General features: G+C 24.9%; 18 protein-coding genes. 5 read left to right on the plus strand and 13 right to left on the minus strand.

Translation table 11 applies throughout. The features are described from left to right. Positions 1–2: 2 nt before the first annotated feature. The 8 genes from BN6774_RS13730 to BN6774_RS13765 all read right to left on the minus strand — a co-directional run bounded on the left by BN6774_RS13730 (position 3) and on the right by BN6774_RS13765 (position 9490). Positions 3–809 carry an amino acid ABC transporter substrate-binding protein gene (locus tag BN6774_RS13730; RefSeq protein WP_066894747.1) on the minus strand — a complete coding sequence of 269 codons (807 nt, stop codon included), beginning with the start codon at positions 807–809 and terminating at the stop codon, positions 3–5. Between the two features lie 112 nt (positions 810–921). Beyond that, entirely contained in the window at positions 922–3045 is a 2124-nt protein-coding gene (locus BN6774_RS13735) for a cellulose biosynthesis cyclic di-GMP-binding regulatory protein BcsB (RefSeq protein WP_066894749.1), read from the minus strand. Between the two features lie 13 nt (positions 3046–3058). After that, positions 3059–4309 carry a glycosyltransferase family 2 protein gene (locus BN6774_RS13740; protein WP_066894751.1) on the minus strand — a complete coding sequence of 417 codons (1251 nt, stop codon included), beginning with the start codon at positions 4307–4309 and terminating at the stop codon, positions 3059–3061. 9 nt (positions 4310–4318) lie between these two features. After that, complete coding sequence (locus BN6774_RS13745; RefSeq protein ID WP_066894753.1) at positions 4319–5671, minus strand: DUF2334 domain-containing protein; 1353 nt, start codon at positions 5669–5671, stop codon at positions 4319–4321. Beyond that, on the minus strand, positions 5661–6506 hold the full coding sequence (locus tag BN6774_RS13750) for a diguanylate cyclase domain-containing protein (protein ID WP_235829619.1): 846 nt from the start codon (positions 6504–6506) through the stop codon (positions 5661–5663). Before BN6774_RS13750 ends, BN6774_RS13745 begins: the two co-directional genes overlap by 11 nt. A gap of 2 nt (positions 6507–6508) precedes the next feature. Next, on the minus strand, positions 6509–7957 hold the full coding sequence (wsfD, locus tag BN6774_RS13755; RefSeq protein WP_066894757.1) for a glycan biosynthesis hexose transferase WsfD: 1449 nt from the start codon (positions 7955–7957) through the stop codon (positions 6509–6511). Positions 7958–8132: 175 nt separating this feature from the next. Continuing rightward, positions 8133–8975: a CvfB family protein gene (locus tag BN6774_RS13760; RefSeq protein WP_066894759.1), complete on the minus strand. Its 843-nt coding sequence runs from the start codon at positions 8973–8975 to the stop codon at positions 8133–8135. Between the two features lie 14 nt (positions 8976–8989). Beyond that, entirely contained in the window at positions 8990–9490 is a 501-nt protein-coding gene (locus BN6774_RS13765; RefSeq protein WP_066894761.1) for a gamma carbonic anhydrase family protein, read from the minus strand. A 123-nt stretch (positions 9491–9613) separates the two neighbouring features. Here BN6774_RS13765 and BN6774_RS13770 point away from each other — a divergent pair, with 123 nt between their 5' ends. After that, positions 9614–10627, plus strand: coding sequence for a CehA/McbA family metallohydrolase domain-containing protein (locus tag BN6774_RS13770; RefSeq protein WP_066894763.1), 1014 nt, complete (start codon positions 9614–9616; stop codon positions 10625–10627). A gap of 49 nt (positions 10628–10676) precedes the next feature. Here BN6774_RS13770 and BN6774_RS13775 read toward each other — a convergent pair whose 3' ends face one another. After that, positions 10677–11012, minus strand: a complete 336-nt coding sequence (locus BN6774_RS13775; RefSeq protein ID WP_066894764.1) for a hypothetical protein — start codon at positions 11010–11012, stop codon at positions 10677–10679. Positions 11013–11264: 252 nt separating this feature from the next. Between BN6774_RS13775 and BN6774_RS13780 the strand changes: the two genes are divergently transcribed. After that, entirely contained in the window at positions 11265–11732 is a 468-nt protein-coding gene (locus BN6774_RS13780) for an Lrp/AsnC ligand binding domain-containing protein (RefSeq protein WP_066894766.1), read from the plus strand. A gap of 62 nt (positions 11733–11794) precedes the next feature. Continuing rightward, a complete protein-coding gene (locus BN6774_RS13785) occupies positions 11795–12004 on the plus strand; it encodes a DUF378 domain-containing protein (RefSeq protein WP_066894768.1) in 210 nt (69 codons plus the stop codon). Between the two features lie 40 nt (positions 12005–12044). On the opposite strand, the gene BN6774_RS13790 is transcribed toward BN6774_RS13785, so the two are convergent. The 3 genes from BN6774_RS13790 to BN6774_RS13800 all read right to left on the minus strand — a co-directional run bounded on the left by BN6774_RS13790 (position 12045) and on the right by BN6774_RS13800 (position 16268). Continuing rightward, a complete protein-coding gene (locus BN6774_RS13790) occupies positions 12045–13382 on the minus strand; it encodes a DUF2334 domain-containing protein (RefSeq protein WP_066894770.1) in 1338 nt (445 codons plus the stop codon). 84 nt (positions 13383–13466) lie between these two features. Continuing rightward, positions 13467–15215, minus strand: coding sequence for a phosphoenolpyruvate carboxykinase (locus BN6774_RS13795; protein ID WP_066894772.1), 1749 nt, complete (start codon positions 15213–15215; stop codon positions 13467–13469). A 342-nt stretch (positions 15216–15557) separates the two neighbouring features. Next, positions 15558–16268, minus strand: a complete 711-nt coding sequence (locus BN6774_RS13800; RefSeq protein ID WP_066894774.1) for a lysophospholipid acyltransferase family protein — start codon at positions 16266–16268, stop codon at positions 15558–15560. 145 nt (positions 16269–16413) lie between these two features. On the opposite strand from BN6774_RS13800, the gene BN6774_RS13805 reads away from it, so the two are divergent. Continuing rightward, complete coding sequence (locus BN6774_RS13805; RefSeq protein ID WP_066894776.1) at positions 16414–17286, plus strand: ComEC/Rec2 family competence protein; 873 nt, start codon at positions 16414–16416, stop codon at positions 17284–17286. Positions 17287–17353: 67 nt separating this feature from the next. On the opposite strand, the gene BN6774_RS13810 is transcribed toward BN6774_RS13805, so the two are convergent. Beyond that, positions 17354–18142, minus strand: coding sequence for a ribonuclease H-like domain-containing protein (locus BN6774_RS13810; RefSeq protein ID WP_066894778.1), 789 nt, complete (start codon positions 18140–18142; stop codon positions 17354–17356). Between the two features lie 268 nt (positions 18143–18410). Between BN6774_RS13810 and BN6774_RS13815 the strand changes: the two genes are divergently transcribed. After that, complete coding sequence (locus BN6774_RS13815) at positions 18411–18632, plus strand: FeoA family protein (RefSeq protein WP_066894780.1); 222 nt, start codon at positions 18411–18413, stop codon at positions 18630–18632. Positions 18633–18643 lie beyond the last annotated feature (11 nt).

Raw genomic sequence — 18643 nt, forward strand, 5'->3', positions numbered from 1 at the left:
TATTATTTAGCTATTATATCTTCCCCAAACCACTTTTTAGATATTTCTCCAGCTTTCCCTTCATCAACAACTTCCTTAAAAGCTTTATTAAAAGCATCTACTAGCTCTTTATCATCTTTTCTCATTCCTACTGCATAAGCTTCTGACCCAAAGTCTTCTTTTAAAACCTTGTACTTATCTGCTCCTCTTTGATTAGTATAGTATTTAGCTAATATTTCATCTGCAACAACTGCATCTAACCTTCCTGCTTCTAAATCCATTAAAGCTTCATTATTAGTGTCAAAAGTTACTACCTTCCCATCTTTAAAAGTTGATATTATATCACCATCTGCTTCTATAGCATCAACAGCACTTGATTGATTTTGTGCACCTACAACAGCACCTGCTAAATCTGCTTTAGTATTGATTTTAGAATTTGCTAAAGTTATAATAACTTGTCTATTATTTAAATATGGAGTTGAAAATTCAACCTTTCCCTTTCTTTCTTCTGTTATACTATAACCATTCCAAATAAAATCTATATTTTTATTATTAAGCTCTGTTTCTTTCATACTCCAATCTATTGGTTGGAACGAAATTTTCTTTCCCAGTTTGTCCCCAATTTCTTTTGCAAGTTCTATATCAAAACCTGTATATTCTCCATTTTCATTTTTAAATCCCATAGGTACAAAAGTATCATCAAAGCCAAGAATTAATTCTTCCTTATCTAAAGTTCTGTCTGATTTTTTTTCACTACAAGATATTAATGTAAATGACAATACAAATAATAAAGCTAATGTTAGAACCTTTCTTTTAATTTTTAAATTCATATTTAAATCCCCCTTTTAATTTTGCTTTTCTTATTTACTACTTTATCATGTTAAAGTGATGAAGTCAACAAAAAAAATACGATAATAAAATTATCGTATTTTTTGTTAAACATTATTTAATTTTGCTTTTCTTATTTTTATTATAAAACATAACAATAGATAAAATAAGAAATATTAATATTAATCCCAATATTCCTATAACAATCTTTGAATTATTTTCTAAATTTTTAGCCTTTTCGTATATTGGAGCTTCTACATCCTCTTTGAATTTAAAAGTTCTAATCTCACCATACTTATCAACAATAGCACAGTCCCCTGTTAATTTAATTAGTTCCTCATTATTACCTAAATAACTTAAAGAATTTATTAAAATATCCTCATTAGGTGAAGTTATTGATAGTATAGCTCTCTGATTATTATATGGTGATATATCAAATTGAAAAATAGATATGTTTGAGTTAAAATCATCTGTTAAAAACAATTTCTCATTCCCAATAAATTTACTATAATCATTATTATATTTAAACCAAAAATTTTTATTTAAATCCTTAACTAGATTATTACTTTCAGGTGTTCCATAAATAATTAAATTTTTATCCTTTTCTCGTCCATTTAAATTACTATATCTAGATACCTCTAAACTTCCAGTATTATTTGTAACTTCCATTCCTATGATTTCAAAAATATCTCCCAATGCAGTTAGCTCTTTAGAAGACATATTATCTGGTACTGATAATAGTAGCTCATTAAACCTATTATCCATTACAAAAGGTGCTGGATATTTATCAAAAAAATATCCACTTACATTTTGAGTTTGGTAGTTAATATATGAGTCACCACTTATAACAGCCCATGGCATTTCCTCTTCTCTTCTTTCACAATATGTATTAGGTAGCTGTAAATCAAAAGCAATCTTAACTTCAATATAATTGCTAGTAATAGAATTACTCGGTATTACTAACTCTAATTCATCATTTAATGCATTTTCTTTCTCTAGCTTTTTACTTCCTATTGGAGAATTATTAATATATATACTTAACAAGGATTTATCAAAATCTAAATTTTCTGAGTATCTAAAATTTAACTTTATCTTCCCACCGCTTGCTATAATTCTATTTTTAGGAATAAAATAAGAAAATCCACTTTCACTTCTAAATAGTCCTTTAAATTGTAGTTCATTTATCCCCATATCTTTAAGGGTAATTGTATTTTTCACTTCTTCTACTTGTATCTGTTCATTTATTTCATTATTAACTATAAATTTATCACTATCTATTTGAGTAATTAATTTATCATTTATTAATAAATTAATAGCTTTTAAATTATAATTTTCATTATCTGAAGTTATAACCATAAGCTTTGAAGGTGAATTATTATTTGAATAAGGTGAGTTTCCTAATCTGATAACAGCTGAATTACTTAAATCTAAAGCCTTTAAATCACTAAATATATCATTTATTTCTCTCGGTATAGATGATTTATTTCCTAAATAAATAATATTACTATTATTATCCTTCTTTTTTAAGTCGCTATATTTAATTATTTCTAATTTATAATCTGAAGTATTATTTCTTCCTAAATAACTAGATAATAAAAATGCTTTTTGCAAATCATTGTCTGAGTAATCATCAGGTATAACTATTTTTGAATCATCACTAACATTATTTGATTTTATAAATGGATATGGAAAATACATTATCTTATTATCCGATAATTTTTCTTTAAAATTAATATCTATACTAGAATTCTTTTTTATAACTAACCAATTTGCAGTATTTACATCATCTGCACAAGGTTCATCAGATATTCTACAATATCCTTCAACCTTAAATTCATTATATCCTTCTTTGATATTATCTAAAGGAATATTAACCTTAATGTTTTGAACTTTCTTAGATTCATCATAAACTATTGGAGTAGAATAAAATGGAACTCCATTTAGACTCAAAGTAATATATGATTCTCTAGCCTTACTAATTAATTGATTAACATCAAGATTAATGTTTGTAGTTATTTTTTCTACATTAATCCACTTATCAACCTTAAATTGAAAACTATAACTTGAAAAAATCCCCTTAAAAACAACGTCATTATTTATTATTTCAGATTTAGAGTAAGTTTTATTTCCTAGGGAATAATCCTTTGGCTCTGCCCAAGATATATCATTAAAAGATAAAACTAATATAAAAGATAAAATTAATACATTTACATATTTCACTAATTTAGAACTTTTCACTTTTTTTCCCTCCTTAAAACCTCTCTGTTTTATACCACTTAACTTCTCTTTTTAAAACTGAGTCTTTTATATAGTCATAAAAACCAATAGCTGCTACTATCCCCCATAACTTACAATATGTAAAATACATAGCCAGTACTACTAAAAAATTTTTGAATGATAACTCTCCTTTTTCAGTAGATATTGCAACTAATATTGAAAGTATAAATACTGAATATGCTAATATCCAAAGTATTATGTTATATCCAAGTATATTCATAGTAATTACTTCTGCTGCTCCAAATATAAATAAAATATCTGAAATTATAGTTGCAGATAAAAAGAAACCATAAATTAATATATAATATAAAATATCAAATCTCGTTGCTCCAGCTGATCTATCAAATAGATATTTAAAATTTTTAAGTACTACGTAAATATTTCCTTTTGCCCACCTAGATCTTTGTTTAAACCATACCTTTAAAGTTTGTGGCTCTTGCTCCCAAGTTACTGCTAAAGGCATAAACTTTATTTTATATCCCATTCTATATATTCTAAAACTTAATTCAGTATCTTCAGTTATAGCCTTAGTATCCCATCCATTAATTTCTTCTAATATACTTCTTCTAATAACAAAATTTGTTCCAGGTATAGTACACAAATTAAATAATTTCCATCTACCTGCTTGCGCCATCCACTGAAATGTTAGGGTTTCTATATTTATAAATTTTGTAAGTAAGTTTACCTCTTTATTTCTACATCTAAACTTTCCTATTACTGCACCTAAACTATTATCTTTTACTAGAGTACTTACTAAATACTTTAATGCATTTTTCTCTGGAGTATTATCAGCATCGTAAACTGCAATTATTTCTCCTTTACTTCTTTCAAAACCTATATTTAATGCATTAGATTTTCCTTTTCCGCCATTTGTTTTGTCTGTATTTATAACTATAAAATTTCTATCTTTAAACTCATTACTAATATCACTTAATATCTCTGCAGAATTATCACTTGAATTATCATTAATAATTATAATTTCATATTTATCTTTTGGATAATCAAAGGCTAATAGAGATTTTGCTGTTTTTTCTATTACCTTACCTTCATTATGAGCTGGTACTAGTACAGATACAAAGGGATATTCCTCTAATACCTCATTATCCTCTACTTTCATTGTGTCTAAATAATAAAAGTATCCTCCAATAACTAAAACCACATTAATTAATATTATTATCCAAATTATAATAAGTGAATATAAAATTACATAATCAAAAATACTCATAATTTACACCTACTTAAAAAATTTATTCCTATCTATTCTTCTGTTTCTAATTGCAATAATTATAAAAATAATACTTGCTAATGACGTTATTATAATTAACCACTTATTAAAATTAGATAAATCTATAGTATTCTCTTCTTCTATTTTTTCATCTTTATTAATACTAGATTTGAATTCTTCTCTAGAAATAAATCTTTGAACATTTATATTTTTATTATTAAGATACAAATTAGCTTCCTTTGATTCTATTTGATTTTCTCCTATATTAAGATAAGTATCTAAATAAGAAAAATCATTAAAGTATATTTCTCTTTTATTTAAAGATTGTAATATATTCTTAAACTTATCAAAATCAATATTTGAAGTAATTGATATTCCTAAATTATTCTTATATTCTAATTCATTATAAAAATCATCATAGGATATTTTTTCTATAATATTATTCATAGGTTTTAAATTTATATTATCTTTGCTTAAACTTATTTTATTAGAATCTAAAAATAAAGTATCAGTTAATTTTAAATAATCATTTATCCTATCATGATATAAAAATTCCTCTGGAATATCTATTGCTCTTGGATATACCTGATAATTAATAAAAGATTTATATGATGTTGTCATTTTATTTATTAAGTTATCAATATTGATATTAACAACACCTTCTTTATTAACATCAGGAAAGTGTAATACTATACTCCCTCCTTTTGCCTGAGCATATCTTAAAACTTCATAGTACCTTTCAACTGCCTCTATATCTGTATTATTAAAAATAGGCATTGCCGAAACTATAAATGGAATTCCTAAATTATATAAGTAATTAAATTTTACTATTACATCATTTAAATCATCAATTGGATACATTTCATCCAATATTAAATATGTGTTATTTGTTAACATTTCATGGTTCAAATTATTATATATAAACTCTTTTACCGCTTTTGCTTTTAAATTTTCATCTAATTCACTTAACTTAATAAATTTATTTGTGTCACCTTTAATACCAATAACCCTTTCTTCTTCAATAGAATTATCTAGTACTAATATCTTATCTTTATAGTCCTTAATTTTATTTATCATACTATCTGAAAAATCTATATGATCATTTTTTAAAATAATTATAGAATCATACTCATTAAAATTAACATCATTAAAATTATTAAAAGTAACAGATTTAATTTCATATTTCATAGATAAGGTTGTTTTTATTATTTCTTGCAAAATATTAGTTTTTTCTCCATAGTTCTTATACCCATCATTTAATATTAGAAGTTTTTTCTCCATTGCATTTAAATTTTGAAAAGGTATAAAAAAATTAATAAATAGTACACAAATTAATATCCTTAAAAATTTTCTATACATCATATTCTAATTCTTTCTCAGCAGCTTTTAATAACTCTAAAGGTTTATCTAACTTTCCATTATAAGTATAAAGTCCAATTTGCACTTCTAAATGTATATTCTTTTTAAATTTATTATTCTTCATATCCATATTTTTTATTTTTTCTTTTAATCTTTTTTCTACTACTTTTGCTCCTTCTTTATCAGAAAGTAAAATATATACAAAGGTATCATCATTTAAAATATAATTTCTATCCTCAACCCTTAAAGAGTCACTTAGCAATTGTGAAACAATAATTAATATATTATTGTAGTAGTCCTGCCCTACAATATTTTTTAATCTATCTCCATACTTAAACTTTACCATCATTATTGTTATAGGTATGTTATATCTTTTATTCATACTCAAATATATTGGAATTTCATTATTAAAAGACTTCATATTTCTATCGCCAGTTAATGGATTTATCATTATTAACTCTTCATTTTCAGCTTCAAGCTTTTTTAATTTTTCTTGAAGTAATAATATATTTTTTGATACTAAAGAAGTTATAATTGCTGTTATAGGAATTAATATAAACCATAGATATAATTTATAATCTAATGATTTTCCTAAGAAAATATTTTGATACAAACTATAAGTTCCATAAATAAAATCAATAATAAGAGTAGCTACTAAAGATATTGTTATATTAAAATAATAGCTTATTATTCCAACAATCATAAGAATAGTTAACATTATATAATTTTCAAAACTACTTTTAAAATCTAATAAAGATATTATCATAGTTAAAATCAAAAAATATGCTATTAACAAATTCATATAGAAATCTACTTTTTTTCTTTGACTATCATCCATAATTAATTCTCACTTCCTTCTTTATTATGACTTTTTAAACAATCTCCAATTATAATTAATAAAATTAAGTCAAAACTTAAATTATACATAAATAAATGTTTTGCTAAGTCTGCATCCCCTGATCCTATAATTGAAATTACAATCTGTGATAATCCAATTAACAATGAATATACTAATGTATCTTGAAAAATCAAATTGTTTTTATTTTTAGCTTTAATAGCGTTGACATATTTTTTTATTATGTATAATAAAAACAGAAAAATATATATTAAGGAAATACCCAGACTATTTGGTATAACTCCTTTTTTAAATGAACTCCAAAAAGCAAAAAAGTAAGATTTTTCACCATATGGCTTGCCTACACTTTTCTCATAATTGCCAATTAATTCTGGTCTAATAGAGTAAGCATTTTTAAAAGCTAAATTAGCCATTTTACTTAATGCTTTTGGATTTTTTATATAAAATTCTAGTATATCTATAAAAGAATACTTATTATAAAAGTTTTCTAGCAACCGCTCATTATATGGATTTATCATAGGTATATCTTCAAAAAATATTTCATTTTTTAATATTGAATATTGATTATATATTCTAAACTCTTCTAATATATCATCAGTACTTTCTTCATTCAATAAAGCTCCTCTGGTCATTGAATGATATCTATTTATATAATCAAAATCTCCTTTTATAGATTTGTAAAAATAAATTGAGCTAAATATAAATAAAATAGCTAATATTGATGAAATTATTTTTATTCGTATATCCTTATTTAAAAATATTATTCTTATCATCAATAAAGATACTATTATTCCTATTGGTGATAGTTGTTGTTTAGATCCTATTAATAAAAAAGTAAATATACCAAACAACATTATATTATGAATATTAAACTTATTATACTTACACATATATAACATAATTCCTATACTAAATAGAAAGCAACTCATGCCAACTGCTTCACCATAAAAAGAATTATAGTATGCTAGATAGGCAGTATCAGCAAAAATAAAATTAAGCAATAAAACTATTAAAAGCTTATATTTTTCGTTATTAACATCCTTTATAAGTACTTTAGTAAAAAAATACATTGCAAACGCTTGTATTACTATATAAAGACATGCTAATACCCTAATATCAAAGATATAGTCTTTTGTTATAACTTTATCTATAAACACTGCAATTTTTATAATAATCGACTGTGTTGATATTAAGGTTTTGCTCACTTCATTATTATATTTAAATATACCGTAATCTTTATTAAAATATCCAAAGTAAATATCCTCATCATTACTAGATAAATGATATAAATCATTTTGACTAATTATTCTATAATAATCTCCATTATCAGCCATACCTACAATTGGATATGCAAATAATGTTGTTATACTTATTAATAAAAACAAAATTACTGATAATGTATTGAAGTTAATCTTCTTTAAAAATCTTCTCATAACCTTCCTCAAAACAACGTTTTTTATTACTTATTTTAAGCAAATTATACTACATATATGCATTTTTCTTAAATATAAGTCATAAATCACATATTTTTTAACAAATAAATTTTAGTTATATTTAATATTGTAGAATAAAGTAATAAAAAAAGGAAGTTTAAACTTCCTTTTTTTATTATTTTATTCTAGTTCCTTCTTTTTCTTGAACTATTTTCCCTTCTTTCATTAATCCACCTAAAGCCATTTTAAAATAATTTTTACTTGTATTAAATGTTGCTTTAATATCTTCAGGATTAGATTTATCATTAAAAGGCATAAAGCCTCCATTTTTCTTTAGGTATTTTAAGATATCCTCTTGAATTTTTTCTCTTTCATTTAGCCTAGTCTTCCTAGGAGTCAATCCTACAATACCATCTTCATATAATCTTTTTACTCTAAGCTTCATTTCAGTTCCAGGATATATATCCATATAATATTCATTAGGTAAAATTAATCCCTTATATTTCCCTTCTATTGCAACATGAACAGTGCCACCTTCAGTTTTTCCATAAACTTGTGCTACTACTTCATCTCCAACCTTATATTCCTTACCTTCTTCTAGTGCATTTAATATATAGTTTTCCACTTCTGTAGTTGCCGCTAATCTATCTGTCTTATCTAAATAAACATAAAATAAATATTTACTGCCTGTATGCAATTTAAATCTTTGTTCTTTCATAGGTACAAATATATCTCTATCTAAACCAAAATCAACAAAAGCACCAAAATCTGTTTGAAAAACTACTTTTAAATATCCTACTTCACCTACTTTTACTAAAGGTTTTTTAAAGGTTGCAATAGGTCTATCCTTTGAGTCTCTATAAACAAAGACTTCTAATTTATCACCTACATTTATTTTCTTCCCTTCAGTCATTGATTTTGGAAGCAAAACATCTACTTTGCCTTCATTTCCTAAATAATATCCAAAATCCTTTTCTCTTTTTACTTCTAATAAGTTATAATCACCTATATTAATCATTATTCCTCCTGATTTTACAAGTATTTTTTGCTAATTTCCACATAATTTTTTGAAGATTGCTCTATACTCTTAATTTCTTCTTCCGTAAGTTTTCTTACAACTTTAGCTGGACTACCCATAATAAGGACGCCTTCTTCAAACACCTTATTTTGAGTTACTAATGATCCTGCACCTACAATACTATTTTTACCAATTTTAGCTCCATTTAATATTATTGAACCCATACCAATTAAAACATTATCAGCAATTTCACACCCATGTATAATTGCTCTGTGTCCTATAGTTACATTTTTTCCGATATTAGTTTCAAAATCAAAATCCACATGAACAACAGAGTTTTCTTGAATATTAGTATTTTCTCCAATATGAACCTTACTCATATCCCCTCTTATAGTTGTTCCAAACCAAATATTAGCGTTTTTTTCAATAACAACGTCTCCTATTATATCAACACTTTCTGAAATATAGCAAGTTTTATGTATATTTGGCTTAATTCCATCAAACTCTAAAATCAATTTAATAACCTCCCAAATAAATTTATATTTAAAGTTATTTTATCACTCATTAATATTATTGTCATTATTTATGCTTGTTAAATACTATATATAGATATGGAATAATTTATAAAGGAGCTTATTTTGGGAAGAAAAAAAAATAAAGATATAACTAAATTTGATAAATCTAACTTAAAATTTTATTATGGAATTTCTCATTATCCTACTGATTTTTCCACAGGAAAAGTTTCTCCCATGGAAGCTTATGAATATGCTTATAAAGCTGGATTAAATTTCATATTTCTTACAGATTATAATTATTATTTATCAGAAGAAGTTTATATTAAAGAAAATCTCTATTCTAAGTTTCAAGGATTACGAATTTATGCATCTAGAATTAGAAAAAAATATACTGACTTTTTACCTATAGTAGGTTTCAAATGCAAAACAAGCTTTTATGGAGATTTCAATATTATAAATACAAATACATTCTTTAATAGCGAAGTTAGGGACTTAAAGGTTCTATCATTATGGATGCTTAATAATCCAGATGCCCTTATATCAATTGCTCATCCTCATAAAAATAAAAGAATTATACCTTATAATGAAATTTTAAATAAATTAATTACATCAATTGAAGTAGGTGGTTACTCTTTAGATACACAAAATACAAATTATGATAAATATTATTATAATTTACTTGATGAAGGTTGGCTACTAGGTGCAATTAATGGAGAAAATGCTGATAGATTAAATATTTCTACTTCCGAAAATCTTACTGTCTGTATATGTAATAATCTTTCAAGTGATAATATAATTTCTTCATTTAGAGAGAGACATACTTATTCTACAGAATCCAGGTATCTTAAATTTTACTTTACAATAAACGACGAATTTATGGGAGAAAAAATATATTCTACTTCAGATAAACTTAGATTTATGATTTTTGCAGAGGATATAAAATATAAAATAAAAGAAATTCAAATAATAAGCAATAAAGGTAAATTAATTAGAGCCATTGAAAACATAAACTTAAATAGTATTAAATATCTTTATGAACACAAAAAGGAAGATAAAGAAACCTGGTATATTATAAAATTAATTCAAGATGATAATAAAACTGCCTTTAGTTCTCCTATTTTTATAGATCCATCTTAATAAATAAACAGGGTATTCAAATTTGAATACCCTGTTTATTTAAAAGCTATTATTTTTTTTCATTTTGTATATGCTTTGCTCTGTTAGGTTTAGCCTTAGGCCTAATTTCAATTTTCTTTTCCTTTTTCTTAGGTCCACCTGTACTTTGAATATCAATAAACCACATAAAGAACCATACAGTAGATATTGTAAAGCCCATAGTTACCCATATGTTATTACTTCTTACAATAACTTGTAGTATAAATAAAACAATTGCTATTGCTAATGGTATCCATTTGTTAATTCTTACTTTAGAAAATATATATTTTCTACCCAATGTAAATGATAAAAACATTAATGCTATTATAATTACAAAATATAGAATAACAGATAATATGTTGCCCATAGTATAAATCCTCCTTTAAAAGCTTCTATAATATATATTAAAAGAAATAGTATGTATTTTCAAGATATATAAATTTAATTATTTGTAACTTCCTCTTTAAACTTATAATACATAATATAATAGTGCAAAAATTTAAAAAATATTAATAATTTATAGTATATTTATTAATTTTATTATATTTCCCTTCTATTTTAATTAATTATTTGATAGAATATAGAAAGAAATTATAAAATGTTAAAACGAGGTGGTCTTATGAGTTTGAATTTAAGCTATCAATTAGACGAATTAGATTTGCAAATATTAGAATTATTAATAAAAGATTGTAGAACTCCTTATTTAGAAATAGCTAGAATATGTCATGTTAGTGGTGGTACTATCCATGTAAGAATGAAGAAAATGGAAGAACTTGGTATAATTAAAGGAACAAGAATTCTTTTAAATTTACCTAAGCTAGGTTATGACGTGTGCTGTTTTGTTGGAATATACGTAGACAAGACTTCTTCTTATGATTCAGTATTTGAAGAATTATCTAAAATTAAAGAAGTTGTAGAGCTTCATTTAACTACTGGTAATTATTCTATTTTCGCCAAGGTTGTATGTAAAAACATTTCAGATCTTCAACATATATTATTAAATAAAATTAATGTTATTAGTGGAATTCAACGAACTGATACTATTATTTCTTTAGATCAACGTGTAGATAGAAACATATCTATCTAATGAATAATTTTCTTCCCTTAGGTTAAACTATTTTTAGAATCTATTAAAAGGGAGGACAAATTATGAAAGTATTAGATTCAATTGTTCTTATTTTAGTTATAGTTGGAGCTGTTAATTGGGGATTAATTGGATTTTTCCAATACAATCTAGTTAATGGTTTATTTGGTTCTATGCCTGCTTTAGAAAGAGTTATTTATGCTTTAGTTGGTATAGCTGGACTATATTCAATTTCATTTTTTGCTAAAAGCAAATATACAAGTTATAATGAATAATTATAATTAAAGAAAAGGGAGTATTTCTACTCCCTTATTCTTATATAAAATTAATATTTGAAAATCTATATCCTAATTTTCTAGCTAACTTCACTATTTTTTTCAAAATAGAATCATCTTTATATTTATATTCTATATTCCCATTATTAATGGTTATATTTATGCTCTTAATTTCCATACTTAAATGATAAAATAAACTAAACTCTTGATTTTCATCACAATTTATCATTCTTTCTATAATAGAATCTCCATTATCATCATCCACATATCCTAAAGGTGTTGGTATATATTTAGTAACCTCATTATTTTCACTTGTAATAATTTTTTTATTATAAAGTCCTATAGATGGTTCATATATTATGCTGAAATATTCCTCAAATATTTTTTGTTCTTCAGCTGTAGTCTTATAATGAGGAGTTTCCCAATAACTAATTGGAATATTAAGTTTCTTTGCAATCCCCAAAGCATCTTCAACTCTTTTTCTAACTTCATCTAAATTATTACACCCTTCATCTCCAAACTCTACTCCAGAAACGCTATTACTATTTTTATATTGATGGGTATAACCATGAAGTCCAATATTTCCTCCATTATTAACTATGTAATCTAATGTAAAAACAAAATTAGAATTCTCCATTGATTTTTCTTTAGAAATATCATTATCTATTTTTTTATCATTATTTATATACCTAGGAATCCATGAAATACTAAAGCTTTCGTTATTTCTCTTCATATAATCTGTAACTAATCTTACTTTTTCTAATGCACCTTTGCAAAGGTATATATCTCCTGCCGTAAAATCCTCAAACCTTATATATCCATTTTTTCCATTAAGGCTTTCACTATCATTTACATTTGTAGTTGTTTTTTTAGAAATATAAATTTTATTATTTTCATAATCCCAATAAGTATTTAACTCTAATATTTCACACAAATCAAATAAAGAAATATAATACTCTCCACTCTTCTCTATAATATCTCCTCTTAAAGAAATTTCTTCATCTTCTTTACAGATAATTTTATCTTGTATTTTTATATCTGCAAAATCACCTATATTTATATCATCACCATTTATTTCTTCAGTTAATCCAAAATATTTTATAAATTCTCCTATTGGAATATATAACCTATTGTTTTTATATAAAATATCTTTTTTAAAATTCATTTTATTATTTTTCAGAATTAAAGCAATTGAATAGGGTACTTTTTCCACATAATTATTCTCTTTTAATGAATTTAACCCCCTTATAAATTCTTGTCCTTGAGTATTATAATAACTATGAGTTATTCCATAACTCTTATAGGCCGGAAAGTTAAATAAAGAAATGGCTACCGCTAGTATTAATATGAATGAGTAAACGCTTTTATTTTTTTTCACTTTAATTCATCTCCTAATATATAACCTAATAGAATAATTTTATAACATAAAAAGCCTACTTTTAAAGTAGACTTTATTAAATATTTATTTCATTTTTTTTATTATATCAAATAATTCTATTGCTGCATTTCTAGGCCCCTCTTTTTCTTGGCCTTCTAAAGCTAGACAAGTCTTTATTTGCCCAACTTTTACAGTTCCCTTAAACATAGCATCAAAATACTTTTCTATTAAAGCATTAGTTTCCTCTTGCTTTTGAGCAGGTCCAAAAGGATTTGCAAAGAAGCTTTCAACTAACCCTTTTTCTGAAGTTGTTCCTTTAGCCATTCTAGCCCCTGATTTAAATACCTTTATTGCATCTTTAGGAGTTTTAAAGTACTCAATTGAGTTTTCTCCTTCTTTCACTTCAGTATAGTTATTAGCATATAGGAATAAATCAACTTCATACCCCTTAACTATCTCTTTATATGGAGCTACAGGCATAACTAATCTTGCATTAATTTTATCTGGGTTCATAAATATACTTCTATCTATTTCTTTAAATGCATATCCTTGATCTAAGTCATCTAATCTAACGAAAGCACCTATTTCAGTCCCATATCCATAGATTTTTCCATCCACTTCCTTAAATGTTCCCATATCATCAAAAATTATTGTCATATTGCTTATATAATCTTCGCTTAAGGTTCTAAAGGCCTCTAAACTTTCTGACTTTCCTGCTCCGCTATCCCCCATAATAACAACATTTGCAGTTTTTCCATCTTTAAGTTCTATATTTACCATGGCACCATGAATCGGTAAGTATCCTCTTTTTATCATTACTAAATTATGAAGAGTTAATGTCATTTTCTTCATATATCCAAAATAATCAATTTCCTCTGAATGATTAACATATCCAACCATTATATCATTTTCTTTGTCATCGTAGAATACAGTCTTTTTATCTCCTTCAGAATCTTTTGCCCCAAATACATAAACTAAATCTGGCTTTTTGCCTCTATACTCTTCTAATCTTGCCATTTCAAATAAGTTACATAATGTTATTCCATGTTGCATAAAATCTCTATGGAAATAAATAAATGCAATTAATTCTCCAACCTTTGCTGGATAGCAAAACCAGTGATCTTTGTTTAAAGAAGCATGAGCTATTGGATTATTAGTTACTTCAGTAAACATTCCACTTCTTGTATTCTTTTTAGGATAAGTTATAAATGGAGTTTCTAATAATATACTATCTATAAACTCTATATCTTCTAATGCTTCATATCCCTTTGGTAATGGCCATAAAACTTTATTAATTATTATAGATGCATTTCCTCCAACAGGTATTTGTCTAAATACATTAGGTTTGTAACCTAAAACATTCTTTTCAACTTTTCTATATAATTTTAATATTAAATTAGATAAAGATGAGTTTACTTGTGTAAAACTAACTGCCGATAATCCATCTTGAAGCTTGTTGCTATGAATAATAGTGTATCTTTCTAGTCTTCTCCAGAATAAATATAAGTCTTCTATAAAGGCAATGAACTTATCTTTGTCTGAAAATAAATCCTTATATGCAGGATTAGCTTCTACTATCTCATCAATATTCATAACTGTACAATATTTAAATATCTTTGCTAAAGTAGCTGATATTTCATATATATCTTCTGTTTTTAATTCATTTTTTAAGTATCTCCAACTTAATGTTACTTTTCTTTTTGATTTTCTTAAATAAGTTTGTAAAACTCTTATAAACCCTTCACTTTCAACTAAAGCCTCAAAGGTACTACAATATTTAGCTGTAAAATTTATTAATACTTTATCATTACTTATGGAAAATTCTTTTCTCATAGATTTGCCCCCTTTTTGAAATATATAAAATTGAAAAATTTCATTTTCTCGTATTTTTTTTATATTATAACACATATTATGCAAGTTTTTAAAGAATGATTTTTCATTTTTTATATTTTTTACGAGTTTTTAATATTTTATACAAAGTAAACGTAACCATAACATTTAAAATAATATATTTTTATAGATTTAATAAAAATACGAACTTTTAACAGTATTGCTATAATATTATTTATATATAGTCGAACTTTCCTCTTAATAATGTGATTATTGTTATATATAAAAAGTGTTGTAAAATTAAGAAACTATTTTTACAACACTCTAAACTTAAAACAAATTTTCTTATTGATGAAGATTTTTAGCTACTACCGCTCTAACTTTTTCCATAAGCTGCTTTTCTTCTTCCCTAGTTAAACTATCCGTATAAATAGGTTCTCCAAAAGTAACAGTTATATCTATTGGTTTAAATTTACCATCTATTTCATAGGCTCTATATGCTCCATCTATTGACACAGGTACTACCGGTGCCTTTGCCATAGTTGCAAGTTTTAAACTTCCTTTTTTAAACTCTCTAAGTACACCATCTTTGCTTCTAGTACCTTCTGGGAAAATAGCCATACTATATCCTTTTTTTATATTCTCAGCTCCTTCTCTTATAACCTTTATAGCTTCTCTTGCATTCTCTCTATCTAAAGGAACGCAGTTGTATTTTTTCATCCAATAACCTAAAATAGGAGCCTTAACCATTTCCTTTTTAGCTACAAATCCCATACATTTTCCTACAGAGTCTATTAATAAAGGTATGTCTAATATACTTGTATGATTACCAATATAACAACAAGGAACATCAGGAATATTCTCTTTTCCCTTTACTGTAACATTCATTTCTATAGCTTTATGTACTGTATATTTTGCCCAATCTTCGCCTACCTTGCCACTATAATCTACAGCAGCCTTTTCCCCTCTAGTTTTTTCTATATACCAACGCTTTATTGCTTTAAATTGCATAAATAACATATATAATCCGTAATGTATTACTTTATAAATTTTCATTTTTACACCGCCTATCTCTTATTTTCTTTTACTTTATTATAAAGGCTAATATTTTTTTCTTCAATTATATTTTAAATATGTTATGTCTATAATACATATATACTATATACATTTCAAAATATACTTTTATTTTATAGGAGCTTTAATGATAAAAAAATATAAATTATTAAAAAAAATTCAAAATATATCTATAATCGTATTAATAATATTTAGCCTTTTTTTATTAAAATCACTATTAAATTTTAATAAAATTAATATTAATCCCAAAGAAATGAAAGTCCACTTCATTGATGTTGGGCAGGGAGATTCTATTTTAGTACAAGTTAATTATAAGAGTTTACTTATAGATTCAGGCCCTAAGGATGAAAAAGATAAACTTACTAAATATTTAAACCTCTTAAATATTTCTCAATTTGACTATGTAATAGCAACTCACCCCCATGAAGATCATATAGGTAATATGAGCTATATTATTAATAACTATAAAGTAATTAACTTTTATTCACCTAAAATTATAAATACTACTTCTTCTTTTGAGAATATGGCTGAAGCTCTTTCACGAAAAAACTTAAAAATAAAAATCTTAAAAGCCAATACTACATCTATAGATTTAGGATATAATACCTTAGTAGAAGTTTTTTCTCCTACTTTAGATGACTATGAAAATTTAAATAATTATTCTCCAATCATTAAAATTTCACACGGAAATAATACTTTCTTATTTACTGGAGATGCCGAAGAAGATATAGAAAAAGAAGTATTAATAAATAATTTTAATCTCAATAGCGATGTATTAAAAGTAGGACATCACGGCTCTTCAACTTCATCTAGCTTAGAATTTCTAGAGAAAGTAAATCCTAAAATTTCAATAATATCTGTAGGAAAAAATAATTCTTATGGACATCCAACTTTAAAAACCTTAGATAATCTAAAAAGAACATCTTTATTTAGAACTGATAAAGATGGATCTATAGTTATTACCTCTGATGGAAACTATTTAAAATATTCTTTTAAATGATAGATGCTCCTAAAATTTTAGGAGCATCTATCATTTAAGAATATAATTCTTAAACTAATATATAAAACTACTCTAATTCTTCTAAATCATTATCCTTAGAATCTAGAATTTCTTCTTTATTTAACTCTACATCTTCACTACTTTTATCATCTAAAGGTTCTTCTTTCAAATCATTTTCTTTAATTTCATCTTCAATTTTATTAATTTTACCATTTTCATCTTTTACATATGCCTGCCAAAGCATATAAATATTATATAAATTAGTTACATCTTGTTCATTATATAATAGTATAGTTTCAATTTTTTCTTTAGGCATTCTTAATATATAATCTTTATCTTTTAATACCTTATTAAAGGTTTTAGCAAGATTGGATCCACTAATAACTTCACCTTCTCTATGGATTTCAAAATCCTTTTCTAGATTTTTAAGTCCTATGGAATGTTTCATTTTCTTTTCATATTCTCTTTGAATATCAATATCTTGAAATTCTTTAGAGAAATTGAAATCTATTCCATATTTTTTAAACAAATAATTGATTACTGTATAATCGTTATTTCCTGAAAAGGTGACAATAGCTTTTTTTCCTTTTTTCTTCATTGTTAAAAAATATTTTTTAGCTAGTTCTAGTATCTGTATTGATTCATATTTATTCTCTATCATATATTGAGTTACAATTAGTTTATTGTTTTCAAAAATACAAGCTCCAAAAACTCCTATACATTTTGGCTTCTTATATACATAATGCTCTAAGTCAAAAAATATAAGTTCTTCTGGTGGCCTGTTTATATCATCTGTTTTTAGCATAAATTCCCTATTAGTGGAATCTATCTCTATTATATTTTCTCTAATAATCACATTACCACTCTTTCTTCCTTATCATTATCACCTTTAAATTCCTAAATTTATCTTATAATATTATATCATCTTTTATAACAATATAGAAACAAATAAAAATATAATTATATATACTTATATAGTATTATGTAATGATATTTATGTTTAATATTTTAAAAATTTTAAATAATTGAAATTAATTATCAATTGGTTATAATTATATTGACTACTTTTTAACATTCTGATATTATTAAAATATGATAATGATTTTCAATACGAGGTGGATGAAATGAGTCTATGTGATTTAAATTTAGGAGAAAAAGCAATAATCAAAGAAATTGGTGGAGATGAAAAACTCGCCAAAAGATTACTTGCACTTGGATGTATTGAAGGAACTGAAATTGAACTTAAAAGAGTAGCTCCTCTAGGTGATCCAATGATAATTAATCTAAGAGGTTTTGACTTAGCAATTAGGAAAAAAGATGCTAAAAATATATTTTTAGCTGTTTAGGAGGAATTACA

This window comes from Clostridium nigeriense, assembly GCF_900086595.1.
Lineage (GTDB): Bacteria > Bacillota > Clostridia > Clostridiales > Clostridiaceae > Clostridium > Clostridium nigeriense.

Excerpts from the sequence above, each read along its gene's own strand:
- BN6774_RS13730 (WP_066894747.1), bottom strand. The coding sequence starts at position 809 with ATGAATTTAAAAATTAAAAGAAAGGTTCTAACATTAGCTTTATTATTT.
- BN6774_RS13740 (WP_066894751.1), bottom strand. The coding sequence starts at position 4,309 with ATGAGTATTTTTGATTATGTAATTTTATATTCACTTATTATAATTTGG.
- BN6774_RS13745 (WP_066894753.1), bottom strand. The coding sequence starts at position 5,671 with ATGATGTATAGAAAATTTTTAAGGATATTAATTTGTGTACTATTTATT.
- BN6774_RS13750 (WP_235829619.1), bottom strand. The coding sequence starts at position 6,506 with ATGGATGATAGTCAAAGAAAAAAAGTAGATTTCTATATGAATTTGTTA.
- wsfD (WP_066894757.1), bottom strand. The coding sequence starts at position 7,957 with ATGAGAAGATTTTTAAAGAAGATTAACTTCAATACATTATCAGTAATT.
- BN6774_RS13760 (WP_066894759.1), bottom strand. The coding sequence starts at position 8,975 with ATGATTAATATAGGTGATTATAACTTATTAGAAGTAAAAAGAGAAAAG.
- BN6774_RS13775 (WP_066894764.1), bottom strand. The coding sequence starts at position 11,012 with ATGGGCAACATATTATCTGTTATTCTATATTTTGTAATTATAATAGCA.
- BN6774_RS13780 (WP_066894766.1), top strand. The coding sequence starts at position 11,265 with ATGAGTTTGAATTTAAGCTATCAATTAGACGAATTAGATTTGCAAATA.
- BN6774_RS13785 (WP_066894768.1), top strand. The coding sequence starts at position 11,795 with ATGAAAGTATTAGATTCAATTGTTCTTATTTTAGTTATAGTTGGAGCT.
- BN6774_RS13795 (WP_066894772.1), bottom strand. The coding sequence starts at position 15,215 with ATGAGAAAAGAATTTTCCATAAGTAATGATAAAGTATTAATAAATTTT.
- BN6774_RS13800 (WP_066894774.1), bottom strand. The coding sequence starts at position 16,268 with ATGAAAATTTATAAAGTAATACATTACGGATTATATATGTTATTTATG.
- BN6774_RS13805 (WP_066894776.1), top strand. The coding sequence starts at position 16,414 with ATGATAAAAAAATATAAATTATTAAAAAAAATTCAAAATATATCTATA.
- BN6774_RS13815 (WP_066894780.1), top strand. The coding sequence starts at position 18,411 with ATGAGTCTATGTGATTTAAATTTAGGAGAAAAAGCAATAATCAAAGAA.